Below are 23,522 nucleotides of genomic sequence, written 5' to 3'. Positions count from 1 at the left end.
TGTATGATGATAGGTAAAAAAATGATGTTTTTTAGTGATGACTCAACAAAGAAAGATAAAAAAGATGATTAACCACAAAATTATAGATTATATTTTCTCTTCAGCTTCAATTCAAAGATGGAATGATTATCCAAGAATGGTTGAGCTAGTAGAGCTTGATAAACAAGCACACAAATTTATTATTGCATATTTTATTGCAAAACTTGAAGATGATGTAAACTATACACATCTAATAGAAGCTGGAATTTTTGAGTTTTTACGTCGTGTTGTAGTTACAGATATAAGACCTGATGTATTTAGAAAAGCTCTTCAAAGAAAATCAAAAGAGATAAATTCTTGGGTTATAAGTAAATTACATGATTCCATAAAAGATATAGAAGGTGGCAATTTTCTCAAAAAATTTGAAGAATACCTAGAAAATCCAAATATGTATAAAAAAGAGAGATTTATAAATAAAGCAGCCTCTTACCTTTCTACTAAATGGGAGTTTTCAATTGTATATCAAACAAGTGCTTTTTTAAGTGATATTGAAGAGGTTAAAAAAAGTGTTGAAGAAGAGATTGAAGATTATTATGAGTTAATAGGGGTACGAAAAATTGCACTCAATAAAAAGCTATCAAAAATTATTGATTTAAGTGGAAGACTAAGATTTCAAAAAAGATGGTCTCAAACACCAAGGATACCTGAAACTTCAGTTTTAGGGCATATGTTAACTGTTGCTTTATTTGGATATTTTTATTCACTTGATGTAAATGCTTGTGAGAAACGATTACAAAATAACTTTTATACAGCCCTTTTCCATGATTTACCAGAAGCTCTTACTAGAGATATTATCTCTCCTGTAAAGTACTGTGTTGATGATTTATCTGATATTATAAGTGAATATGAAATTATCAAAATAGATGATGATATTATGCCAAATGTTCCAGAAAAGATAAAAGATGAATTTTCATACCTTTTAGGTCTATACGATGGTGTAAAAGATGAGTTTTTAGACAAAATCTATGAAGATGATATAAAAGTTGTAACAAATGGATTAGCTGCTTATAATATTGATAAATACAACCCAATAGATGGACTTGCTTTAAAACAATGTGATAAATTATCAGCTTTTGTAGAAGCTAGTCTATCAATCTCTCATGGAATAAAATCAAAAGAGTTAGTAAATGGGAAAAAAGAGATTTTAAAATCTTTAAAAACTGTACAAGATGTTGATTTTAAAGAGATTGCAACAAAAATAGACTTAGCCTTTGGAACAACAGGGCAAACCCAAGTTAGAATGGACTTTGAATAAAAGGAAATTTCTTTCCTTTTATTTTACTAGAACATATATCTTAGATTAACATAAGCATATCTTCCTGGGTCATTTATTATTGTTGAATTTCCACCTGTTGATACATACGTAATATCTTTATATGTATTTGTTGAAGCGTAAGTTCTATCAAAGATATTATCAACTCCAAAAGTAAGCTCAAAATTTTTATTAATACTATTTTTATATTTTAAATTAAATATTGCATATCCACCTAGTTTTTGCTCACCATTTTCACTATCAATGCTATCCCAGCTATCAACTGCAACTATTTCACTTGTGAGTTTATGAGCTGCATACTCATAATTTAACGCTAAATTTGCTTTCAAGGGAGGAATATCTGCTAAGTCTTTATCTGTTTGTCCTGCTAAAGCCTCATCCTTTTTACCTCTTTGATAAGCCATACCATAATCAAGTGACAAAGCATCATTCATATAATAAAATCCACTAACATCTATCCCATAGATTTTTGCATCTATATTTGTAAAGCCTGTTCCGTTTACACTATATATATAATCTTTTAAAACAGAATAGAAAAGTTTTGATTTGATATTAAAGTCACCAATAGTTTTTTCAAAACCAAAATCAGCTTCGTAGTTTTTTACTGCTTTTAAATCTGGGTTTCCAATTACTGCACCACCTGAGTTTACAAAATATAACTCTCTTGCATCTGGAACTCTTTCAGATTTTCCAAAACCTGCAAAGATTTTTGTTTTTTTGTCTAAGTTATATACTGTAAAAATATTTGCATTTAAAGCACTATAATCATTATCTTTTTTTGTAGCATCAACATTATCAATTGAAGTATTATCATATCTTGCTCCTAGTTCAATATCTAATGCACCTACACTCTTTTCATAAGTTGAAAATAAAGCTTTGTTTTCAGTATCTGTACTAGCAATTGAGTCTCTAATAAATGGATTAGTTTTATTATAATATTTACCTTTCCAGTTTCTAACACTTGTATCTAATCCAAGAGTTAATATATCATCTTTTATATCCATGCTATTTTTTATTTTGGCACCCCAAATTGATGATTTCATATGATTTGTCATTTGCATTGCACCATTATCTCTTAAAGTTGTGCTCATAGGATGGTCAACATTTGAGTAATAGTAATCTAAGTTTAACTCTTTTGAGTATTTACCTAAATCTCTTTTTGCATATGAAAAAGTATAAATATTTGAATCATCATAATTGGCATCCATTGGAGTATTTGGATATAGAACATTATCACTTCTATTTGCAGTGTATGATAATTTTATTTCTGAGCTATCATCTATATTAAAGATGGCTTTTGACAAAAGAGTTTTTTTTGTATAAGCTTTATGGTCTCTATTTGCAGCTGAATACTCATTTGCAGTAGATGCTGCCATTCCATTTGCAACTTGTTGTTCATAGAAATTATTTCCATTTCCATCTTCATATTGGTCACTGCTTTCTGTTGAAGCAGAAAGTAAAAGTTTAAACCTATCAGTTCCACTACTAATAGTTGCACTAGCTTTTCTATAATTAAAACTTCCTGCATTGAGGTTGATTTCACCTTGTAAATCTTTTGTAGGCTCTTTTGTATTTACTTTTACTTTTCCACTTAATGTTCCAAAGTTCTCTACATCATATGGACCTTCTGTTACTTCTACACTTTCAACATTATTTGATAAGATATGTGATGTTGGTGGATCCATTCTATTTGGGCAGGCTCCATAAATCTTTGCATCATCTATCATTACATTAATATTATCTTTTTTTTGACCTCTTAAAATAATATCATTTGCAATTCCACTTCTTCTTACAAGTGATATTGATGGAATATTTTGAGTTAATGCTTCTGCTAAATCAGCACTTTTTATCTCATTCTCACTTACACTTTTTACAACTTTTGTATTAACTTTTTCCTCAACATTTACTGTTGGTACTTCAATTTCATTAGCTAATAAAACAGTTGAAACGACTAAACTTAACATACAAATAGATTTTTTCAATACTTTCTCCTTAATTTTGAGAAAGATTATTATATTTTTCTGTTAATTTTATGTTAATTATTATATTTTATATTTAAATTAGTATCAGTAAAGACAGCTTTTATTCCTATTTCAAATAACTTTTTTGAAAGTTTTTTATCATTTATAGTATAGACATTTGTATAAATATTCTCAGCTATTAATTTTTTTATTTTATCTTCTTCTATCAAAGAACTATTTATATGATAAGCATCTACATCTAAATATTTAAGATATCTTAATAGATTATATTCATTAGTTTTTTCAAAAAGTGCAGCAATTGAAATATTTTTATTTATCTGTTTTATCTGCTCTAGATAGATGTGATTAAAAGAGGATATTAATACCTTATCTGCCATTTTATGTCTATTGATAATTTTATAAATCTCGAAAATACAAATTTTATCAAAAGAAGTTTCTTTCATATCTTTTATCTCGATATTTAAAGGGATGTTATGCTCTTTTGAAAACTCTAAAACCTCATCAAGTAACATAATCTTTTGTAAAGGGATATCTTTATCAAACCAAGCAGAAAAATCAAGACTTAAAAGCTCATCATAGATAAAATCATACACTAAGTAGGAGTCTCTATTTTCATATATCTCACATACATTTGAGGTTCTAGTTAATATTTCATCATGGATTGCCACTACTTTTTTATCTTTTGTTAAAATAATATCAAACTCTATTATATCAGCATAAGTAAGTGCATTTTCAAAAGCTATTTTTGTATTTTCAGGAAACTTTGCACTATATCCTCTATGGGCTATAAGTAACTTGTCCTTTTCAAATCTATCAAAAAAATTCATAAAAACCTACTTGTTATATAATTTATTGAATACTCTATTTCACTTTGTTTTTTTTCATCACTCCATAAAAAGTATTTAGCCATAACTTCACAAACAAACTCAATACTTGATAAAGTCTTTTTGTTATCTTTTAACGCTAAAACTGTAATTCTAATCAAAATATCAACTGCCCTTTTTACAAAATAGTTTTCAATTGCATAAATAATATCAGCCTCATTTATTCCTAAAGATTTTAAAGGTAAAAGCTGACAATTTTTTGTTTTACAATTATCTTTTTTCTCTATTAAAGCTTCTTTAAAAATAGCCTCTAAACACTCTTCCGCCATCTTTCTATATGTTGTCCACTTTCCAGCACCAATACTTACAAGGTTTGATTTTGAGATACTTATTATATGTTCTCGAACTATTGAAGACAAGGGTTTCAATTCATCTTTTCTTAATGCCCTAACTCCACTAAATGTAGAAATAATATCATCTTTTGTTGCCTCTTTTTTTAGATATTTATTTGCATAAAATAAAAGATATGACACCTCTTCTTCACTTATTTTTTGACTACATTTTCCATCTATTTCTAACTCTGTAGTGCCTATAATTAATACCTCATTCCAAGGATGAAAAAAAATCACTCTACCATCTTCTGTTTTAGGAATCAAAATTCCTTTTTTAGAAGGCAGAAACTCTTTTGGCAAAACTATATGTGAACCTTTACTTGTAGTAATTAAATCTTTTGAGCTTATATCATCTATTTTTCTAATTGTATCTATATCAATACCACTTGCGTTTATGATAACTTTTGAAGTAAGTTCAAACTCTTTTTCTAAGAACTTATCAAAATATTTAACTCCTATAACTTTTTCATCATCATATAAAAATTCTTTTACTTTGCAGTAGTTATTTAGTACAGCTTTATATTTTTGTGCAGTAATTAAAAGTGAAGTTATCATTTGACTATCATTGAAACTACCATCATAAAAAGAAATAGCACCTATTAGATTTTTCTTGTGAAGAAAACTTAATTCTTTTTTAGAGACAAAAGTAGAACTTCCTAAAGATTTTGCACCTGACAAAAACTCATATATTTTAAGCCCACAATACAAATAAATAGTCTGAAACCAACTATAAACGGGTGAGAGGATTTGAAAGCTTTTAGAAATATTTGGTGCGTTTTTTAAAAATATAAATCTTTCAGCTAAGACTTCATTTACAAGTTTAAACTGAGCCTTGTTTAGATTTAAAATTGCTTTTTCTAAATAACGAACTCCCCCATGCACTAACTTTGTACTTTTTGAGCTAGCACCTGAACCAAAGTCATTTTTTTCTAAAAGTAAAACTTTATATCCTCTTGTTGCTACATCTAATGCTATACCACATCCTGTAGCTCCACCGCCAATTATAATAAAATCATACTCTTGTCTTATTTTATTCATATTATCCCAATATATTAATCCCTAATTGCAATATAATATAATAAATCTAAATATGATATACTTAAAAAAACCTATAGGACAAAAATGAGTAAGATTACACTAGAAATAGAAGATAAAAATTTAGAAACAGTTTTAACAATATTAAAAAGTATAAAACCAGAACTTATCTCAGAAATAAGTGTTGATGATAAAACTTTAGGAAAAAAAGCATTTAAGTATGTACCTAAAAAACAAATAAAAAAAAGAAGCTCTATTCAAGAAGATCCAATAAAAGGTGCAATAAGTCTAAAAAATGACTTTAAATCAAATATTTAAAAAATAGGAACAAAAAATGCAAATATTAATATCAATCATATTAATCATTATTTTAATCGGATATATAATTTATAAAATAGATAAAAAATTTGAAAAGAAAGAAATTCTTATTTTAGGGGCAGTTGTTATTGTTGTTATACTTGTTTTTACTCTTTATCAAAAGAATCAAAAAGATTTTTTACCTAATCAATTTAAAGAAAAGTATAAAAAAGAGAAAGGTTTAGATATTTTAAAACTTTCAAGTGAACTTTTAAATAATAAAAATGTCTCTTCAAAAAAACGCTTTGTCTATAAGTTTACTTATATTATCAATAAGAATAATAAAGAGTATTTATGTACTACAAATAATGTAGAAATCAATAAAATTGAAGATACATATGTATTTGGAAAGTGGGAAGAAGAGTGCAAAGAAAAATAAAACAAAATAAGAAAGAGTACCTTAAAAGATTAGATAAAACAGTTGAAGAGATTAAAAAACTTCCTCTTCATAAAATAGATGAAGAAGTAAGGTTTTTAAAAAAAGCTTTTGATATAGCTTATAAAAATGATATTTTTAGCTTATATAAATTTGATAAAAATACCCAAGAGAAATTAAAACTAAAACTCTTTTCAATCCTTACACCCTACTCTGGAAACCTCTCGTTTCTAGCTATTCAAATACTTGCAGCAAATTCAATTATGGCTAAAAATGATTTTAAAAGAAGAAAATACTTTTTTAATAAAAAGTGTGGGATAGCAATAAACCATTTACGTTCAAATAAAACCCATGTAAGAGCAAAAAAATATAAAAATGGATACTTACTAAATGGAGTATTAACTTGGGCAAGTGGCTATAAAATTTTTGATAAACTACTTATTGGATTTCATTTTGAAAACAAAGAGTATGAAGTGTTGGCCTCTTTTGAAAAGAGCAAAAGTTTCAAAATACTTGAAACACCAAAAACTTTTGTCGGACAAGGACTAAACACCATAAATGTATATTTAGAAAACTTTTTTGTAAAAGATATAAATATAGTCTCAGCAAACAGTATTGGAAACTATACAAAAAACAAATCTCTATCTAAAACTGTACATTATGCGCTATATGGTATAGCCTTAGGAGCTATTGATAAGTTAGATAGCCATACACTAAAAAACAGTTCTAAAATAAAACTAAAAGATATTAAAAAAAGATTTTTAAACTCTACGAATGGTCAAGAGTTAGATAATTTAAGAGTTGAATTATTTGACTTAACGCAAAATATTATTACAACTGGTATGGTGCTAAATGGTGGAAAATCAATCCTTCATAATAGCCACTTACAAAGATACTACAAAGAGATAATAATGTTTAATTCAAATGGATTAAATGCACCTATTAAAAATCTCTTTTTAAATAAGTTTACGCAGGTTTAAAAGATTGTTTTGTTTTACAAACATGAGGGAAAAGACAATTATCACAATCAGGCTTAACTGCTTTGCAAGTGTATCGTCCAAATAAAACCATAGCTTGATGAAAAATATGTAAATCACCTTTTAGCTTCTTTACTAGATGCTCTTCTGTTTGTTCAACAGTTTTCCCATCACTAAGACCTAATCTATGAGATACTCTAAAAACATGAGTATCAACAGCCATCAAGTTTGCACCTTCGGCTTCTATCATAAACACATTTGCAGTTTTGTTTCCCACGCCTGCTAACTTCATCAAAGCTTTTGTATCATGGGGAATATCTCCCCCATGATTTTCAATCACACTTCGAGCCATCTTTATGATATTTTGTGATTTGTTATTAAAAAAAGAACAAGATTTCAATAAATCCTTCACATCTTCTAGACTTGCCTCAGCCAAATCAAAAGGCGTAGGATATTTTTCAAACAAAGCAGGAGTAATAATATTTACCCTCTTATCAGTACATTGAGCTGATAAAATAATAGCAATAAGTAGTTCAAAATCATTTTTATAACTAAGTTCCGTAACAGCATCAGAGTATTTCTCAACAAAGGCTTCTTTTATTATTTCAATATCTTTTTTGGTTGCTTTTTTCATCTTGAAATTTTAGTGAATTATTTTAAATATTGGATTAAAAAACAAAAGAATAGTTATTATTAATACCAAATTAAATCTAAATTTAGTACAATTTTATATATAAAAAGGGAAATCATGTATTTAAGCCAAGATATAAAACCAATAAGTTTTCTAAAATCTAAAACAGCTGATGTAATTAATGAGGTCAATGAAAATAAAAGAACTGTTATAATTACGCAAAATGGTGAAGCAAAAGCTGTAGTACAAGATATAAAAAGCTATGAAAATATGCAAAATTCAATCAACTTATTAAAACTCATAATCCTAAGTGAAAAAGACATAGAGAACAAACAACTAACAAATCAAGATGAAATGTTCGATAATTTAGAAAGTACCCTATTTAACTAAATGAAAAACTACGAAGTTCAATGGACAAAAATCGCCCAGAATGACCTTTTAAATATAATTGAATATATCAAAACAGACAGTGTAAATATAGCAAAAAAAGTATTCTTTGAAATAAAAGAAGAGTGTAATAAACTATACTATTTCCCTGAACGAAACAGAGTAGTACCAGAACTCAATGAAATTGGTATTTCAAAATACAGAGAAGTTATTCACAAACGATGGCGAATCATTTATAAAATAGAAAATCAAATAGTTTATATTTTATTAGTAGTTGATTCAAGACAGAATTTAGAAAATATTTTATTTCAGAGGCTAATAAAATAGTTTATTTACTACATTTATATTAAACTACCTTTTTTATCTCCCAATATTTTTACACTTTTAATTATAGCTAGAAAGTATTAGATTTTTTAAAAGGTCAAGGCGAAGTTTAAATTTTATGAGGAGCGTACTAAAGTACGTGACGACTAAAATTCAAACTTCAACGCAGAGATTTTGAAAAAGATGATACTTTATAGCTATAATTTTTTGATTTTTTCTATTTCGTCTCTTAGACGTATTGCCTCTTCGAAGTTCAAGTCCTTCGAAGCTTTTGTCATCGCCTTATTCAACTCTATGAGCATCTTCTTTCTCTCAGCAGCTGGCATCTTATTTAGCTTATCTAACTTCAAGGCCACATCATCATACTCTTCAAGTTTAAGATTATCTTCCAATACTCTTGAGGTAGTTGTGGGAGTTATACCATGCTTTTTATTATGTGCTTCTTGAACTTCTCTTCTTTTATTTGTCACATCAATAGCAAACTTCATAGAATCAGTTACTCTTTTGGCAAATAAAATAACCCGTCCATTTTGATTTCGGGCACCCCTTCCCATAGTTTGGATAAGTGAAGTTTTGCTTCTTAAAAAGCCTTCTTTATCTGCATCTAATATAGCCACAAGTGAAGTTTCAGGGATATCTAACCCTTCTCTTAAAAGGTTAATTCCCACTAAAACATCAAATTCACCCAATCGCAATTGCCGTATGATTTCTACTCTCTCTAAAGTATCAATCTCACTGTGCATATATTTAACTTTGATACCCAAGTCCAAATAGTATGCTGTCAGTTCTTCTGCCATTTTTTTAGTTAAAACTGTTACTAATACACGTTCATTTTTGGCAACTATTTTTTTGATTTCATCATGTAATTTTTCAACTTGATATTCACTATCCATAATCTCAATAGTTGGGTCTAAAAGTCCCGTTGGTCGTATAATTTGCTCAGCTACAACTGAACTCATAGAAGTTTCTAGTTCATTTGGAGTTGCACTCACAAAAAGGTAATGTGGCGCTTTATTAATAAACTCATCAAACTTCAAAGGACGATTATCTAAGGCACTTGACAATCTAAATCCATACTCAACAAGGACTTCTTTTCTACTTTTATCTGCTGCGTGCATTCCTCTAAATTGTGGTAAAGATACATGAGATTCATCAACTATAAGTAAAAAATCTTTTCCTATTTGTTCAAAATAGTCCATCATAGAGTATGGTGTTTCACCAGGTTCTAGTCCAGTCAAATGTCGAGCATAGTTCTCTATTCCTTTACACATTCCTGTACCCTCTATCATCTCCAAATCAAACTCTACTCGCTGCTTTAGTCTTTGATACTCTACAAGTCTATCTTCTGCTTTTAAAAATGCCAGTCTCTCTTCTAGTTCTTCTTCTATTTTTTTTACAGCACTTGCTAGGTTTTCACTGTTTACTACAAAAGGATTTACTGAATAAATTGTCACATCTTGAACATCTTTTTGTTTGATGTTTGTCATATATTCATGAATAGTTATTGATTCTACTTCATCTGCAAAAAACTCTACCCGTATAAATTCATCTTGCCAATATGCAGGAAATACATCTATAACATCTCCATTTACTCTAAAATCTGCCCGGTCAAAAAATTTGTCATTTCTTTTATATCCCATGTCCACAAGTTTCATTAAAAGTGAGCGTTGTGAGTACTCAAAGCCCACAGATAATTTTTGAACCATAGACTTATATTCAGCAGGATTACCTAAACCATAGTTTGCAGACACAGAAGCTACAACAATAACATCATCAAAAGAGAGTAAAGATGCCGTTGCACTCAGACGCATTCTTTCAAGTTCTGAGTTAATAGAACTATCTTTTTCTATAAACAAATCACTTCTTGGAATATAAGCTTCTGGCTGATAATAATCATAATAAGATATGAAATATTCCACATGGTTGTTTGGAAAAAAAGATTTAAACTCACTATAAAGTTGAGCTGCAAGTGTTTTATTGTGAGTCATGATTAAAGTTGGTTTTTGTGTCTTTTCAATCACCTTTGCCATAGTATATGTTTTACCTGAACCTGTTACTCCAAGAAGAGTGTTATATTGGTTTCCTTCAAGTATTGATTGGCTTATTTTTTCTATTGCTTGTGGTTGGTCTCCTGCTGGACTATATTTACTTTCTACTTTAAATTCAGCTATGACTTATCCTTACTTGCATTTTCATATTTAGATAAAAAGTACATCAATGTTGCAACTTCTTGGGCATTCCAAATAAGATGTTTGGATAAAACATCTTTTGTTTTTTCTACATCTACCTTATCTTGATACTTTTTTATAATTTTTTTTGTAGATATTCTAAGACTCTCAGGGCTTAAAGTTAATATCTCTTTATAAAAGACATCTTTACAATCTGGTATAAAAAGTTCCAACTCTCTTTTGTACATAGTAACTAAAAAACTAACTTGCCATGAGTGCCAAGAGTCTCTTTTATACTCTTTCTCATCATTTTTATAATCTAATATTTTATAAACATCATAAATCTCTTTAGCTGCTTCTCTTATACTGTTGTTACTAAGAGAATTTAAAGCATTAGGTAGCAATGGCAATTTTAGATCAAAAGCATTTTTCTTTTTTTCTTCACTTGTTGAAGCTACAACTTTTCTCTTTCTGTTTGTTTTATATAAAAAAAGTAATAATAATAAAAGTATAAATAATAAAACAAAAGCTGTTAATAATAAAGTGATAAGACTCATAAACTCTTTCCTATAAACTTATTGTCACATAAAAAAACATACTCATTACTACAATTTAATGACTGTATATTTTTGTATCTTTTTTCATCAATTATATACTCTTTACCTTGATGAAAATGTCCTTCTATGATTATATTAGTATTATAGTGCTTAACTCTTTTTGAGATGATTTCTCTAAAGTTATTCATCTTTTTACATATATTTTTTCCTAAAAGCCCATAATATATCTTTTTAGATATAAAATTCTTGAAATCTATTGCATTCATAAAAAGTAAAAAAAATCTATTTCTTATAAACTTGCAATAAATATCATAAAAAACATCATTAACAAAAATATCTCCATGACTTAAAGCTACACTTTGATTTTGATAGCTCATAAAAATAGGTTGTTTTTCTCTTTTATAAACTTTTATATTTGGGAAAAGTTCTTTTAGGTTGTAGTCATGATTTCCCTCTAAATATATAATTTCTATATTTAAAGATATTTCATTTAGTAGGCTAATTACTTTACTGTTTCTTTTTATAAAATATTTACTCTCTCCTGAAATAAAATCAAATATATCACCCATCAAAAAAAGCTGCTCAGTCTCTATCTCTTTTGATTTTAATTTTTTTAAAAAAGTTAAAAGCTGGGCTCTTTTTTCATTGAAATGAGAATCTGCAATAAATATTGCATTTTCTTTTATATTATTGGGCATAGGCAAAATAGCTACCTTTTAATATGAACATTACAGCTCAAGTTCTTTGTAAAATACTTCTAAAACTTCAAAGTTTTTCACACCACCAGGCAGTGTTGCAGAAAATTCATCACCCTCTTCTTTCCCCATAAGTTGTTTGGCAAGTGGAGAATTAAAAGAGATCATTCCCTTATCTGCATTTGATTCTACTCCACCAACAATAGAGTACTCAAACTCTTCATCAGTATCAACATTTACCAACTTTACAGTTGAACCAAAAGAGACTCTATCATGTGGTAAAGATGATGGTTCAATAATAACAGCTTTACTTATAACTGCCCCTAACTCTGCTATTTGGATGTCTATTAATTTTAGCTTCTCTTTTGCAGCATGATATTCAGCATTCTCTTTTAAATCACCTAGTTGTCTAGCTTCTTCTAGGGCGATTACAGTTTCTGGCCGTTCACTTTTTTTTAAAAATTCTAATTCATTTGTAATCTTTTCATACCCAATGTTTGTCATTGGTTCTTTTTCCATTTCCATGAACATCTCCATAAATATATTTTCTATTTTAATCTGATATAATACCCAAAAAATAAAAAATAAAAAATAAATTTGCGAAAGAAGATGAAGTATGTCAAAATACGATAGAACCTTAAAATTATTTGGAGATAATAATTTTAATAAATTTGAAAATACAAAAATAATACTTTTAGGTGTAGGAGGAGTTGGTTCCTTTGCCCTAGACTCACTTTATAGAACAGGAATAACAAATATTACAATAGTAGATTTTGACACTTATGAAGAGTCAAATTTAAATAGACAAATGGGAAGTGAAGGAAATATTGGAAGAGTTAAGGTTGAAGCTTTAAAAGAAAAGTATCCAAATGTACAAATCATACATGAAAAGATAACAGAAGAGTGGGTAGATGAGTTTGATTTTAGCTCATATGAGTATATTTTGGATGCAATTGATGATATTAGACCAAAAGTTAGACTTATTCAAAAATATTACGATAAACTTATAACTACAAGTGGTAGTGCAAAAAGAATTGATCCCTCAAAGATTGAATATATTTCAATATGGGATACATACAATGACCCATTTATTAGAAAAATAAGATATGAATTGAAAAAAAGAGGCTTTAAAAAGAAGTTCAAAGTGATTTTTTCAGGTGAAAATCCAAATTGTATCGAAAAAGGTAGCTTTGAAGGTGTTACAGGTTCTTTTGGTTTAATGATGTCTTCAGTTGCAATTCAAAAAATAATTGCGAATTAAAGAAATAATCAATAAACTATAAGAAAAAAATTAATATAATAAGAATATTTGCAAAAAAGGGAATACATGAGTGGTATAAATAGCGTTGAGCAGATGACTCAAGGACATCTTAGAAATGTACAACAATTAGCCGTATTTTATACTGGAAGAAATAATATTTATGCAATAAATATCGCAAAAGTTAAAGCTTTTGTAATCACAGAAGAAGTTACGATAAATGATACTCCATCTGATACAGATGTTGTTGCAGGTATTGCAACTATTAGAGGGGAACCAGTTACCCTAGTAAAACTTGATGCATGGCTTGGAAATAAATGTCTTGAACTAGAAGAGTATAAACTAATAATTTATTGTGAATTTAATCATAAAAAAATAGGGTTTTTAATCAAAGACATGCTTGATATAGTTGAAAAAACTACTGAAGAATTAAGACATTCAGAAGAGACAAACTCGAAAATAACATATACTACATATGTAAAAGTCCATGATAAAGATGAACTATGTACTGTATTTAATGCAGAACAACTATTAAAAGATCTTGGTTGGACTAATGATGGTGAAGATGTGATGAATAAATATGTTGAAGCTAGTTTTTCAACTGATAAATTAATATTAGCAGCAGAAGATTCTAATGTAGCAAGAGAAGTTTTAAGAAAATTTTTCGAAAAAGCGAATATTAAATATGAAATTTATAATGATGGTGGTGGACTTTTAAATAGAGTTCAAGAATTAGACCCATCAAGAATAGGAATGATTATTACTGATATTGAAATGCCAGGAACTGATGGTTTCCAAGTTGCACAATTTATAAAAGCAAGTAATAAATACTCACATATTCCAGTAGTTGTAAACTCATCTATGACTACTGATGCTGTTAAAAACAAAATGGATCAAATAGGTGTTGATGGATTTATAGGAAAAACAGATATTCAATCACTTTACTCTATAACTAAAAAACTTCTAGTTTAAAAAAATTAGATGATTAAATCATCTAATTTTTTAACCACTTCTCAAATATCTCAATTTGTTCTTTTGTATTTTCTGTAGAGGTTCCACCAAATGATGTTCGTGCATTCATTGAGGCTTTTAAATCCAAAAATAGTAAAATCTCTTCATCAATATCTTTTATCTCTTCATTTGAACTTCTAATCTCTTCTAGAGTTAATTCACTAATATCTTTATTTAAATTATTTGCAACTGCTACCACATCTTTTGTAATATAATAAGCAGTTCTAAATGGCATAGCCTGTTTTTGAACTAAATAATCAGCCAAATCTGTAGCACTTAAATGTCCAATTTTACAAGCATTTTGCATCTTGTCAACATTTACTATCATAGTTTTAATAACTTCATTTAAAATTGATATAGATATTTCAATTGTCTTAACAGAATCAAAAACTCCCTCTTTATCTTCTTGGGTATCTTTATTATAAGCTAATGGTAAACCTTTCATAACAGTAAACAGTGAAACTAAGTTTCCATAAACTCTTCCTGTTTTTCCTCTAAGAAGTTCAGGAACATCAGGATTTTTCTTTTGTGGCATAATTGAAGAAGTTGTAGCGTATTCATCACTCATTCTTACAAATTGAAATTCATAAGATGACCAAGTTACTAACTCTTCTGATATTCTAGAAATATGCATCATTGATGTACTTATATTAAATAAAATCTCTAAAGCAAAATCTCTATCTGAAACTGTATCAAGGGCAGAAATTGTTGGTGAATTAAAGCCTAGTTTTTCAGAAGTAGAAAATCTATTTATATTGTGTGGAGTTCCTGCTAGTGCTGCACTTCCTAAAGGACAGAAATTATTTCTTTCATATGAACTTTCAAATCTTTCAAAATCTCTTTTAAACATATTTGCATATGCTAATAAGTGATATCCAAAGTTTATGGGTTGGGCATGTTGCAGGTGTGTCATACCTGGAATTAAAGTCTCAGTGTGCTTTTTTGCAACTTCAACAAAAGTATTTACAAGCTCTTTTAACTGTGCTTTAATTGATATGTTTTTATCTTGAACATATAGTCTAAAGTCAGTAGCAACTTGATCATTTCTACTTCTTGCAGTGTGTAATCTTTTTCCAGCTTCACCTACTATCTCAGTTAGTCTAGTCTCAACTGCCATATGAATATCTTCATGTTCAATTTTAAATTCAAATTCTCCTGACTCTATCTCTTCTTTTACTTGAAGTAGTCCTCTCTCAATATCTTCTTGATCTTTTTTAGTCAATATTCCTTGTTCTTTTAACATTTGAGAGTGAGCAATTGAGCCTTTTATATCTTGGGTATAAAGCTCTTTGTCAAACATAACTGAAGCATTGAATTCATCTAAAAGCTTTGCGTTTGTATTTTTTAAAATTTGATTATTGCTATTTGGCATAAAACTATTCCTATAATTATAATGATTTTTAATTTGAAGTTTGAATTATATCATAAAAGATATCTATTTGAAAATTTAAAAAAAGGAAGAAAAAAAAAGAGAAAGATAGCTCTTTCTCTTTATTAATTTAGATTAAATTGGTAAAACTCTAATGTTTTCATCAACTTTTTGTTTTAGTACAGACTCAATGGCATAAAGTGTACCTGTATCTCCAGAGGCACAACCATTACATGCACCTAAGTATCTAATATAAATATCGTAATGAGGAATATTTTCTTTAATATCTATAATTTCCATATTTCCACCATCCATTGCTAACATTGGTCTAATATCTGCATCTAAGATTTCATCAATCATTTTGATTCTTTGAACAATTGTCATTTTATCAAAAGTAGACTCTCCCGCTGCACTTGCATCTGCTGCTGATTTCAATCTATCATTTTCCATCTCAGCATGAACATCTTTTAAAATATCTACTAAATAGATATCTTTTTCTTCATGTCCACCTGGTCTAATACATGATTTACAAAATGCTCCTGCTTTTGTATAATCAGTTACTTCTTCAACTGTTTGTAAATTATTTAATTTAATTACTTCTTGTAATGTTGCCAATGAAACTCTTGCACATTCACAAACAATAACTTCTGTTTCAAAAGCCTCCATATCTACACCTTTGAACTGTGATGCAGCTTTTTTAATAACATCATATGCCATAACAGAACAGTGCATTTTTTGAGGTGGTACAGCAGGAACATCTGGATGATCTCTTAATGCTTTTTCAACATCAATATTTGTAATCTTAACTGCTTCAGTTACAGTTTTTCCAATACATAATTCAGCCATAACATCAGATGAAGCAATTGCAGTTCCACACCCAAAAGATTTGAATTTTGAATTTAAAATTTCTTCGGTATCTTCATTTACAATCCAGTAAAGTCTAACTGCATCACCACATGATTCTGCTCCAAAATCAGCAACGATTAATTTTCCACCAGCTTCTTTTGCCATCTCTTCTGTAATTTCACCTTGGTGTAAAGGTTCATCCATTCTTTTTATTACTTGATTTGAGTATTCATCCCAAATTGAACCGCTTATTAAATCATTTTTTGCCATTTTATATTCCTTTTTTAGATGTCCCATTGAAAAAGGGACTAATTTTTATTTTTTCTATTTTTTATTTTTTATAATTGTGAAACATGATCTTTTGGTGTATAAGCATAAGAACTAGAAATATTTCTCAATCTATTTACAGCATTTTTAATCACATTAATCGCATAATCAATCTCTTCTTCAGTATTAAATCTACTTAAAGAGAATCTAACACCTGTATGAGCTAACTCACTATCACTACCAAAAGCATTCATAACTGGATTTGCTTCTAAATCTTCACTTGCACAGGCACTTCCTGTAGATGCTCCAATTGTTTTTTGGTTCATATCCCATAGCATAGATTCACCTTCAACACCTCGAATAGAAATCAAAGTTGTATTTGGCGTTCTATTATCTTTTCCACCAATAACTACTGTTTCTGGTATTTCTAAAATTGCATTCTCTAATCTATCTCTTAATCTTTTAACTTCTGTATTTTCATAACCTAAGTGTTCAACTGCTAATTTCATAGCAAGTCCCATACCAACCATAGAAGCCACATCAACTGTTCCTGCTCTATGGCCACCCATTTGTTCACCACCATGTAATAATGGAGTTAATTCATAACCTTTTTGAACATATAATGCTCCAATACCTTTTGGTCCATGAAATTTATGAGCTGAGATTGATAAGTAGTTTACATTACATGCCTGAACATCTACTGCAATTTTTCCAATTGCTTGTGTTGCATCAGTATGAAAAGCAACTCCTGCTTCTTTACAGATAGCTCCTATTTCTCTAATTGGAAAGATTTTTCCAGTTTCATTATTTGCCCACATGATAGATACTAAAGCTGTATCTTCTTTTATATGTTCTTTAACTAAAGAAGCTTCTAAAACACCCTCTTCATTTACAGGTAAATATGTTACATTTACACCTTGAGATTCTAAGAATTTACAGGTTGCTGTAATTGCTGGATGTTCTACTTCTGATGTAATAATATGATTTTTATTACCATTTAAAATTTTATCAATCCATATACCTTTTATAACTGTATTATTACTCTCCGTTGCATTTGCAGTGATTATAATATCATCTGCATCAGCAGCATTAATACCATCATACAAATAATTTAAGGCTTCAACCATCTTAGGATGTGTTCCTGCTCCAAATTTATGTAAAGAGTTTGGATTTCCATATATATGACAAAAGAATGGTTCCATCGCTTTATACACTTCTGGATCAACCTTTGTAGTGGCATTATTATCTAAGTAAACTTCCATGTTTTTCATTCCTATTTTTTTCTTTTTTATATGCAAAAGCTATTCCTTGAAATTATAGCTTTTTTATACTGTTTGTGGAATTATAAAAAAAATAGGATAAAAATTGTCTTAATTAAAAAGAATAGATTAGTAAATTTATAACATTACTATAATTTAAACTTAATTTAAATTATAAAACTAGGTATAATAATAAACAATTTATTAATTATTATATGTTAGATTTACAAATAGGACAAAAATAGTCCTATTTAAGAATGGAGAAATTTATGAGTAATAATAAAATTCAAAATGTTATACAAAATGACTACAAATTAGGCTTTGAAACCATAATAAATTCTGAAACATTTCCAAATGGCTTAAATGAAAATGTTATTAAAGCAATATCAAAAAAGAAAAATGAACCACAATGGCTTTGTGACTTTCGTATAAAAGCTTATAACAAATGGCTTACTATGGAAGAACCAAATTGGTCAAGTCTAAAAATAGATAAAATAGATTACCAAGATATTTCATATTTTTCTGCTCCTAAAAAAGAGCTAGACTCTTTAGATGAAGTAGATCCAAGTATCTTAAAAACTTACGAAAAACTAGGTATTCCACTTGAAGAACAAAAAATGTTAGCAGGGGTTGCAGTAGATGCTGTGTTTGATTCAGTATCTGTTAAAACAACATTTCAAAAAGAGTTAGAAGAGTTAGGTATTATATTTTGTTCAATTAGTGAAGCTTCTAATAAACATCCTGAACTACTTAAAAAATATCTAGCCTCAGTTGTACCAATAGGTGATAATTATTTTGCCTGTTTAAATAGTGCTGTGTTTACAGATGGAAGTTTTGTATATATCCCGCCAAAGACAAGATGTCCGATGGAACTCTCAACTTATTTTAGAATCAATGCTCTAAATACAGGACAATTTGAGCGAACATTAATAATCTGTGATGATGATTCTTATGTTTCATATAATGAAGGATGTTCAGCACCTTCAAGAGATGAAAGACAACTTCATGCAGCCGTTGTTGAATTAGTGGCATTAAAAAATTCACAAATAAAATATTCTACTATTCAAAACTGGTATCCAGGCGATAAAGATGGTAAAGGTGGCATTTTAAACTTTGTAACTAAAAGAGGTATTTGTAAAGGTGATAATTCAAAAATATCATGGACTCAAGTTGAAACTGGCTCTGCTATTACTTGGAAATACCCATCATGTGTTTTAAAAGGAGATAACAGTGTAGGTGAATTTTATTCTGTTGCACTAACTTCTCTAGCTCAACAAGCAGATACAGGAACAAAAATGATGCACATAGGTAAAAATACAAAATCAACTATTATCTCAAAAGGTATTTCAGCAATGCATGGATCAAATGCCTACAGGGGATTAGTAAGAGTTGCAAAAGATGCTAAAAACTCTAGAAATTTTTCACAATGTGACTCCTTACTTATAGGAAACAGCTGTTCTGCACATACTTATCCATATCAAGAAGTTAGAAATGCAAGTTCTAAAATAGAACATGAAGCTACAACTTCAAGAATATCAGATGAGCAACTCTTTTATATAAGACAAAGGGGTTTAAGTGAAGAGAATGCAGTATCTTTAATAGTAAATGGCTTTTGTAAAGAAGTACTAGACGAACTTCCTATGGAGTTTGCAGTTGAAGCTAGAGAGTTATTAAATATCTCTTTAGAAGGTAGTGTTGGATAATGATAAATAAAAATATAATTGTCCCTTTAAAATGGGATATTTTCAAGGAGAAGCTATGTTAAAAATTAATAATTTAAATGTAAAAATAGAAAATAATGAAATAATAAAAGATTTTAGTTTGAATATAAATAAAGGTGAAATACATGCCCTAATGGGAATAAACGGAGCAGGAAAATCAACTATTGTAAAAGCTTTGTGTGATCACTATGAGTGTGAAGTCACTTCTGGAAGTATAGAATTTAATGGAAAAGATTTATTGGAGCTTGATGCAAGTGAACGTGCAAATGAAGGTCTATTTTTATCTTTTCAAAATCCTATTGAAGTAGCAGGGGTTAATAATATGTACTTTTTAAAATCAGCTCTTAATGCAAAAAGAGAGTATCAAGGTCTAAAAGAGTTAGATTCTGCTACTTTTTTAAAAGAGATTAAAGAGATTACAGCCAAAAGTGGCATAGATAATAAGATTTTAAAAAGAGATTTAAATGCTGGTTTTAGTGGTGGAGAGAAAAAAAGAAATGAACTATTACAACTATTGGTTTTAAAACCTGATTTAATCTTACTTGATGAAATAGATTCTGGATTAGATGTAGATGCTATAAAACTTGTAGCAAATGGAATAAACTCACTTCTAGATGGGAATAGATCAGTTTTGATGATTACCCATTATGATAAATTATTAGAAGCTATTAAACCTGATTTCGTACATGTTTTAAAAGATGGGAAAATCACACAAAGTGGTGATTATTCATTGGCTGAGCTTATTCAAGAAAAAGGTTACGAAGCAATAGGAGTGTAATTATGAGAAATTTAGATATCAAAAACTTTCCCCTTGCAAATAAAAAAATTGAAGAGTTTAGAAAATGTAATGTAAAAAATATCACTGAACTAGAGTTTAAAGAAAATAGCTTTAAAGATGTTCAAGATTTTAATTTTGATTTTTTAAAACTAGAAGGATTTAATACTCTGTTTTTTGCAAATGAGAAGATAAAAGAACAAAATCTAATTGATGATATTAGTCTTAAAGAAAATAAAATAACTATAAATAAAGAGTGTAAAAATTCAATTCTTATATTAAATTATTATGAGGATGAAAATACAGTTTTTGAAAAAGATTTAAAATATAGTGTTAAAAGTAATAGCGATATTTTGATTTTTGAGATATTTATATCTAAAAATAAAAAGAACTTTATAAGTCAAAAAAGAGATTTTGAAATAGCTAATTCTTCAAAAGTAGAGTATATATATTTGCAAAAACTATCTTTAGATGATTTTTTAGATATCAAATTTGAACCAGCTATTAAAGAAGACTCAAAATTAAAATTCTTTAATTTCAATTTTGGATCATCAAATGCATATAATCAATTTGATATAAATTTGGATTATGCCAATTCAAACTTTGATATGGAAGCCTTGACAAATATCTCTAAAAAACAAGAAATAGCAAATATTGTAGCTACAATTCACAATGGAAAAGATACTTCAAGTAGTATAAAAGCAAATCATATTTTAGATGAGAATGCCCATGCAATATTTGAAGTAAAAACAAGAGTAAATCATGAAGCAAATAACTCAGCTGTAATACAAAACTCTAAGACTACGCTTTTAGGTGATGATGCAATAATAAATGCAAATCCAAGACTTGAGATATTTATTGATGAGTTAACAGCTAGTCATGGGGCAACAACGGGTAGTTTGGATGAAGATATCTTATACTATTTGCAATCAAGAGGTTTATCAAGAAAGCAAGCTTCTAAAATGATGCTTGAAGCCATAGAAAATGCGATATTAGCTAAAATATCAAATGAAGAAATTAGAAATATTATAAAGGAGATATGATGTATAAAGATTATTTTCCTTATTTTAAAAATAGCAACATAGTATATTTAGACAATGCAGCAACAACTCAAAAACCACAAGTGGTTATTGATGAAATTGTAAATTACTATTCATTTTATTGTTCAAATACACATAGAAGCAATCATGGTGATGCAAATAAAGCAACACAAAAGTATGAACACACACGTGAAGTTTTAAGAAAGTTTATAAATGCAAAAGAAAAACATGAGATAATTTTTACAAAAGGTGTAACAGAGAGTATTAATTTTATAATAAATTCATATGCTAAAAATAGATTTAAAAAAGTCATAATCTCTTCTTTGGAACACCACTCAAATATTGTCCCATGGCAAATTGCTAATATAGATTTTGAAGTAGTAAAATGTGATGAAAACCTAGATTTTGATTATGAAAATTTTGAAAATATATTAAAAGAAAATCCAAACTCTTTTGTCTCTATTACACATATATCCAATGCCTTTGGAAAGATACATGATATAAAAAGAATCACTAACCTAGCCCATAAATATGGTGCAAAAGTTTTAGTTGATGGAGCACAAAGTTTAACTCACAAAAAAACTGATGTACAAGATTTAGATATTGATTTTCTAGCAATCTCTTCACACAAAACTTTTGGACCAACAGGAGTTGGAGCTATTTATATAAAAGATGAATTATTAAATGAGATTGAACCATATCAAACAGGAGGAGCAACAATCAATGATGTTACTTATAAAAGAAGTATATTACTTGATTCACCTTTTAAATTTGAAGCAGGAACACAAAATATAGCTGGTGTAATTGGATTTGGAAAAGCAATTGAGTTTATAAAAGAGCTTGGATATGAAAAGATAGAAAAAAAAGAGAATGAGATATATGAGTATCTTTATGAAGAATTATCAAAAATAGATGATATTATTTTTTATAGTGATACTAAAAACTCTATAGGCTCACTTAGTTTTAATATTAAAAATATTATGGCAGAAGATGTAGGTATTTTAGTTGATAAAATGGGCATAGCTTTAAGGTGCGGACATCACTGTGCCCAGCCTATAATGAAAAGTCTTGGTATTGAAGGGACTATTCGAACTAGTATTGCTTTTTATAATGATAAAGAGGATATTGATAAACTAATTATTGCTTTAAAAAAAGCAATAACAATGCTAAAGGATTAAGATGAGTATTGAAAAAAAGATTGAAGAATTTAAAGATGATTTGGAACTTTTTGATGATGAGCTTGAAAAATATCAATACATAATTGATTTAGGAAAAAAACTAAATCCTTTAGATGAAAAAGAGATGATAGATGAAAACTTAGTGCAAGGCTGTACTTCAAAAGTTTGGCTTATAAAAGATAAAAATAGTGATGAATTGATTTTCAGGGCAGACTCTAATGCTGCTATTGTGAAAGGTTTAGTTTATATTATTACGACAATATTTTCAAATGAAAAAAAAGACGATATAAATAACCTAGATATAAATATTTTGGATAGATTAAATCTAAGCGAAATAATAACACCAAATAGACAAAGTGGTGTACAAGGTATGATTAAAAAAATAAAAGAGTACGCAAAAGGAAATTAAATGGAAAATTATAATGAAGAAGAGATAAAAGAAAAAATAGTAGGACAGCTAAAACATATATTTGACCCTGAGATTCCTGTAAATATTTATGACTTAGGCTTAATTTATAAAATAGAATTAGAAGAGAAAGAAAAAATACTAACATGTAATATTGACATGACACTAACAAGTCCAGGTTGTCCTGTTGCTGATAGCCTAATAAATGATGCAAGTTATGCAGTAAAAGTTTTGGAAGAGGTTGAACATGTAAATATAAATCTTACATTTGATCCACCTTGGGATAAAAGCAAAGTAACTGATGATGGAAAAGATATCATGCTAGCAAATGGCTTTCTTATATAGATTTTATTATTTTTTTTATATAATGAGGAA

Annotated in this window: 25 protein-coding genes; 14 read left to right on the top strand and 11 right to left on the bottom strand. The window is 28.5% G+C overall.

Annotated features, from left to right (window positions below):
* Positions 1-64 precede the first annotated feature (64 nt).
* Complete coding sequence (locus ACNI28_RS10600) at positions 65-1,294, top strand: HD domain-containing protein (protein WP_419764219.1); 1,230 nt, start codon at positions 65-67, stop codon at positions 1,292-1,294.
* A gap of 26 nt (positions 1,295-1,320) precedes the next feature.
* Here ACNI28_RS10600 and ACNI28_RS10595 read toward each other — a convergent pair whose 3' ends face one another.
* Genes ACNI28_RS10595 through ACNI28_RS10585 form a run of 3 tightly spaced genes read right to left on the bottom strand, consistent with a single transcriptional unit; the run spans position 1,321 to position 5,548 of the window.
* The gene (locus tag ACNI28_RS10595; RefSeq protein ID WP_419764218.1) at positions 1,321-3,294 is read right to left on the bottom strand and encodes a TonB-dependent receptor plug domain-containing protein; all 1,974 of its coding nucleotides are present in this window, start codon (positions 3,292-3,294) and stop codon (positions 1,321-1,323) included.
* 53 nt (positions 3,295-3,347) lie between these two features.
* A complete protein-coding gene (locus tag ACNI28_RS10590; RefSeq protein WP_419764217.1) occupies positions 3,348-4,121 on the bottom strand; it encodes a glycerophosphodiester phosphodiesterase in 774 nt (257 codons plus the stop codon).
* Entirely contained in the window at positions 4,118-5,548 is a 1,431-nt protein-coding gene (locus tag ACNI28_RS10585) for a glycerol-3-phosphate dehydrogenase/oxidase (RefSeq protein ID WP_419764216.1), read from the bottom strand. The genes ACNI28_RS10590 and ACNI28_RS10585 overlap by 4 nt, the downstream gene beginning before the upstream one ends.
* A gap of 84 nt (positions 5,549-5,632) precedes the next feature.
* On the opposite strand from ACNI28_RS10585, the gene ACNI28_RS10580 reads away from it, so the two are divergent.
* Genes ACNI28_RS10580 through ACNI28_RS10570 form a run of 3 tightly spaced genes read left to right on the top strand, consistent with a single transcriptional unit; the run spans position 5,633 to position 7,258 of the window.
* A complete protein-coding gene (locus ACNI28_RS10580; RefSeq protein ID WP_419764215.1) occupies positions 5,633-5,863 on the top strand; it encodes a hypothetical protein in 231 nt (76 codons plus the stop codon).
* A gap of 16 nt (positions 5,864-5,879) precedes the next feature.
* The gene (locus ACNI28_RS10575; protein ID WP_419764214.1) at positions 5,880-6,281 is read left to right on the top strand and encodes a hypothetical protein; all 402 of its coding nucleotides are present in this window, start codon (positions 5,880-5,882) and stop codon (positions 6,279-6,281) included.
* The gene (locus ACNI28_RS10570) at positions 6,266-7,258 is read left to right on the top strand and encodes a hypothetical protein (RefSeq protein ID WP_419764213.1); all 993 of its coding nucleotides are present in this window, start codon (positions 6,266-6,268) and stop codon (positions 7,256-7,258) included. The genes ACNI28_RS10575 and ACNI28_RS10570 overlap by 16 nt, the downstream gene beginning before the upstream one ends.
* Here the strand turns inward: ACNI28_RS10570 and nth are convergent.
* Entirely contained in the window at positions 7,245-7,889 is a 645-nt protein-coding gene (nth, locus tag ACNI28_RS10565) for an endonuclease III (RefSeq protein WP_419764212.1), read from the bottom strand. The two genes, ACNI28_RS10570 and nth, sit on opposite strands and share 14 nt — an antisense overlap.
* Positions 7,890-8,003: 114 nt before the next feature.
* Here nth and ACNI28_RS10560 point away from each other — a divergent pair, with 114 nt between their 5' ends.
* Both ACNI28_RS10560 and ACNI28_RS10555 read left to right on the top strand, forming a co-directional pair.
* The gene (locus tag ACNI28_RS10560; protein WP_419764211.1) at positions 8,004-8,276 is read left to right on the top strand and encodes a type II toxin-antitoxin system Phd/YefM family antitoxin; all 273 of its coding nucleotides are present in this window, start codon (positions 8,004-8,006) and stop codon (positions 8,274-8,276) included.
* Positions 8,277-8,600: a type II toxin-antitoxin system RelE/ParE family toxin gene (locus ACNI28_RS10555; protein ID WP_419764210.1), complete on the top strand. Its 324-nt coding sequence runs from the start codon at positions 8,277-8,279 to the stop codon at positions 8,598-8,600.
* A gap of 194 nt (positions 8,601-8,794) precedes the next feature.
* On the opposite strand, the gene uvrB is transcribed toward ACNI28_RS10555, so the two are convergent.
* From uvrB to greA, 4 genes are read right to left on the bottom strand one after another with little or no spacing between them, the layout of a single operon-like run.
* Positions 8,795-10,768, bottom strand: a complete 1,974-nt coding sequence (gene uvrB / locus ACNI28_RS10550; RefSeq protein ID WP_419766470.1) for an excinuclease ABC subunit UvrB — start codon at positions 10,766-10,768, stop codon at positions 8,795-8,797.
* A complete protein-coding gene (locus ACNI28_RS10545) occupies positions 10,765-11,322 on the bottom strand; it encodes a hypothetical protein (RefSeq protein WP_419764209.1) in 558 nt (185 codons plus the stop codon). Before ACNI28_RS10545 ends, uvrB begins: the two co-directional genes overlap by 4 nt.
* Complete coding sequence (locus ACNI28_RS10540; RefSeq protein WP_419764208.1) at positions 11,319-12,020, bottom strand: UDP-2,3-diacylglucosamine diphosphatase; 702 nt, start codon at positions 12,018-12,020, stop codon at positions 11,319-11,321. Before ACNI28_RS10540 ends, ACNI28_RS10545 begins: the two co-directional genes overlap by 4 nt.
* 30 nt (positions 12,021-12,050) lie before the next feature.
* Positions 12,051-12,536, bottom strand: a complete 486-nt coding sequence (gene greA, locus ACNI28_RS10535; RefSeq protein ID WP_419766469.1) for a transcription elongation factor GreA — start codon at positions 12,534-12,536, stop codon at positions 12,051-12,053.
* 97 nt (positions 12,537-12,633) lie between these two features.
* Between greA and ACNI28_RS10530 the strand changes: the two genes are divergently transcribed.
* Positions 12,634-13,278 carry a ThiF family adenylyltransferase gene (locus ACNI28_RS10530; RefSeq protein ID WP_419764207.1) on the top strand — a complete coding sequence of 215 codons (645 nt, stop codon included), beginning with the start codon at positions 12,634-12,636 and terminating at the stop codon, positions 13,276-13,278.
* Between the two features lie 66 nt (positions 13,279-13,344).
* Positions 13,345-14,247, top strand: a complete 903-nt coding sequence (locus tag ACNI28_RS10525) for a chemotaxis protein CheV (protein ID WP_419764206.1) — start codon at positions 13,345-13,347, stop codon at positions 14,245-14,247.
* A gap of 22 nt (positions 14,248-14,269) precedes the next feature.
* Here ACNI28_RS10525 and argH read toward each other — a convergent pair whose 3' ends face one another.
* The 3 genes from argH to ACNI28_RS10510 all read right to left on the bottom strand — a co-directional run bounded on the left by argH (position 14,270) and on the right by ACNI28_RS10510 (position 18,030).
* Positions 14,270-15,658, bottom strand: a complete 1,389-nt coding sequence (gene argH / locus ACNI28_RS10520) for an argininosuccinate lyase (protein WP_419764205.1) — start codon at positions 15,656-15,658, stop codon at positions 14,270-14,272.
* Between the two features lie 132 nt (positions 15,659-15,790).
* On the bottom strand, positions 15,791-16,771 hold the full coding sequence (locus ACNI28_RS10515; RefSeq protein WP_419764204.1) for an iron-sulfur cluster assembly scaffold protein: 981 nt from the start codon (positions 16,769-16,771) through the stop codon (positions 15,791-15,793).
* A 68-nt stretch (positions 16,772-16,839) separates the two neighbouring features.
* Positions 16,840-18,030, bottom strand: coding sequence for a NifS family cysteine desulfurase (locus tag ACNI28_RS10510; RefSeq protein ID WP_419766468.1), 1,191 nt, complete (start codon positions 18,028-18,030; stop codon positions 16,840-16,842).
* 266 nt (positions 18,031-18,296) lie between these two features.
* Here ACNI28_RS10510 and sufB point away from each other — a divergent pair, with 266 nt between their 5' ends.
* The 6 genes from sufB to ACNI28_RS10480 are packed head-to-tail and all read left to right on the top strand — an operon-like array spanning position 18,297 to position 23,492.
* Positions 18,297-19,730: a Fe-S cluster assembly protein SufB gene (sufB, locus tag ACNI28_RS10505; protein WP_419764203.1), complete on the top strand. Its 1,434-nt coding sequence runs from the start codon at positions 18,297-18,299 to the stop codon at positions 19,728-19,730.
* 55 nt (positions 19,731-19,785) lie between these two features.
* Positions 19,786-20,526 (top strand): Fe-S cluster assembly ATPase SufC, encoded by a 741-nt coding sequence (sufC, locus tag ACNI28_RS10500; RefSeq protein WP_419764202.1) that lies wholly within the window; start codon positions 19,786-19,788, stop codon positions 20,524-20,526.
* A gap of 2 nt (positions 20,527-20,528) precedes the next feature.
* Positions 20,529-21,566, top strand: coding sequence for a SufD family Fe-S cluster assembly protein (locus ACNI28_RS10495; RefSeq protein ID WP_419764201.1), 1,038 nt, complete (start codon positions 20,529-20,531; stop codon positions 21,564-21,566).
* Positions 21,566-22,741 (top strand): aminotransferase class V-fold PLP-dependent enzyme, encoded by a 1,176-nt coding sequence (locus tag ACNI28_RS10490; protein WP_419764200.1) that lies wholly within the window; start codon positions 21,566-21,568, stop codon positions 22,739-22,741. Before ACNI28_RS10495 ends, ACNI28_RS10490 begins: the two co-directional genes overlap by 1 nt.
* 1 nt (position 22,742) lies before the next feature.
* On the top strand, positions 22,743-23,150 hold the full coding sequence (locus ACNI28_RS10485) for a SufE family protein (RefSeq protein WP_419764199.1): 408 nt from the start codon (positions 22,743-22,745) through the stop codon (positions 23,148-23,150).
* On the top strand, positions 23,151-23,492 hold the full coding sequence (locus tag ACNI28_RS10480; RefSeq protein ID WP_419764198.1) for a metal-sulfur cluster assembly factor: 342 nt from the start codon (positions 23,151-23,153) through the stop codon (positions 23,490-23,492).
* The last annotated feature ends 30 nt before the right edge of the window (positions 23,493-23,522 follow it).

The sequence above is a fragment of the Arcobacter denitrificans (SeqCode) genome (genome assembly GCF_048571185.1).
Classification (GTDB): Bacteria; Campylobacterota; Campylobacteria; order Campylobacterales; family Arcobacteraceae; genus Arcobacter; species Arcobacter denitrificans.
Note: the sequence above shows the minus strand (reverse complement) of the source record. Positions and strands in the feature narration are given on the sequence as shown.

Bases quoted from the DNA above. Each gene is read 5' to 3' on its own strand.
- ACNI28_RS10600 (WP_419764219.1), top strand. From the start codon at position 65: ATGATTAACCACAAAATTATAGATTATATTTTCTCTTCAGCTTCAATT.
- ACNI28_RS10590 (WP_419764217.1), bottom strand. From the start codon at position 4,121: ATGAATTTTTTTGATAGATTTGAAAAGGACAAGTTACTTATAGCCCAT.
- ACNI28_RS10585 (WP_419764216.1), bottom strand. From the start codon at position 5,548: ATGAATAAAATAAGACAAGAGTATGATTTTATTATAATTGGCGGTGGA.
- ACNI28_RS10580 (WP_419764215.1), top strand. From the start codon at position 5,633: ATGAGTAAGATTACACTAGAAATAGAAGATAAAAATTTAGAAACAGTT.
- ACNI28_RS10575 (WP_419764214.1), top strand. From the start codon at position 5,880: ATGCAAATATTAATATCAATCATATTAATCATTATTTTAATCGGATAT.
- nth (WP_419764212.1), bottom strand. From the start codon at position 7,889: ATGAAAAAAGCAACCAAAAAAGATATTGAAATAATAAAAGAAGCCTTT.
- ACNI28_RS10560 (WP_419764211.1), top strand. From the start codon at position 8,004: ATGTATTTAAGCCAAGATATAAAACCAATAAGTTTTCTAAAATCTAAA.
- ACNI28_RS10555 (WP_419764210.1), top strand. From the start codon at position 8,277: ATGAAAAACTACGAAGTTCAATGGACAAAAATCGCCCAGAATGACCTT.
- ACNI28_RS10545 (WP_419764209.1), bottom strand. From the start codon at position 11,322: ATGAGTCTTATCACTTTATTATTAACAGCTTTTGTTTTATTATTTATA.
- ACNI28_RS10540 (WP_419764208.1), bottom strand. From the start codon at position 12,020: ATGCCCAATAATATAAAAGAAAATGCAATATTTATTGCAGATTCTCAT.
- greA (WP_419766469.1), bottom strand. From the start codon at position 12,536: ATGGAAAAAGAACCAATGACAAACATTGGGTATGAAAAGATTACAAAT.
- ACNI28_RS10530 (WP_419764207.1), top strand. From the start codon at position 12,634: ATGTCAAAATACGATAGAACCTTAAAATTATTTGGAGATAATAATTTT.
- ACNI28_RS10525 (WP_419764206.1), top strand. From the start codon at position 13,345: ATGAGTGGTATAAATAGCGTTGAGCAGATGACTCAAGGACATCTTAGA.
- argH (WP_419764205.1), bottom strand. From the start codon at position 15,658: ATGCCAAATAGCAATAATCAAATTTTAAAAAATACAAACGCAAAGCTT.
- ACNI28_RS10515 (WP_419764204.1), bottom strand. From the start codon at position 16,771: ATGGCAAAAAATGATTTAATAAGCGGTTCAATTTGGGATGAATACTCA.
- ACNI28_RS10510 (WP_419766468.1), bottom strand. From the start codon at position 18,030: ATGGAAGTTTACTTAGATAATAATGCCACTACAAAGGTTGATCCAGAA.
- sufB (WP_419764203.1), top strand. From the start codon at position 18,297: ATGAGTAATAATAAAATTCAAAATGTTATACAAAATGACTACAAATTA.
- sufC (WP_419764202.1), top strand. From the start codon at position 19,786: ATGTTAAAAATTAATAATTTAAATGTAAAAATAGAAAATAATGAAATA.
- ACNI28_RS10495 (WP_419764201.1), top strand. From the start codon at position 20,529: ATGAGAAATTTAGATATCAAAAACTTTCCCCTTGCAAATAAAAAAATT.
- ACNI28_RS10490 (WP_419764200.1), top strand. From the start codon at position 21,566: ATGTATAAAGATTATTTTCCTTATTTTAAAAATAGCAACATAGTATAT.
- ACNI28_RS10485 (WP_419764199.1), top strand. From the start codon at position 22,743: ATGAGTATTGAAAAAAAGATTGAAGAATTTAAAGATGATTTGGAACTT.
- ACNI28_RS10480 (WP_419764198.1), top strand. From the start codon at position 23,151: ATGGAAAATTATAATGAAGAAGAGATAAAAGAAAAAATAGTAGGACAG.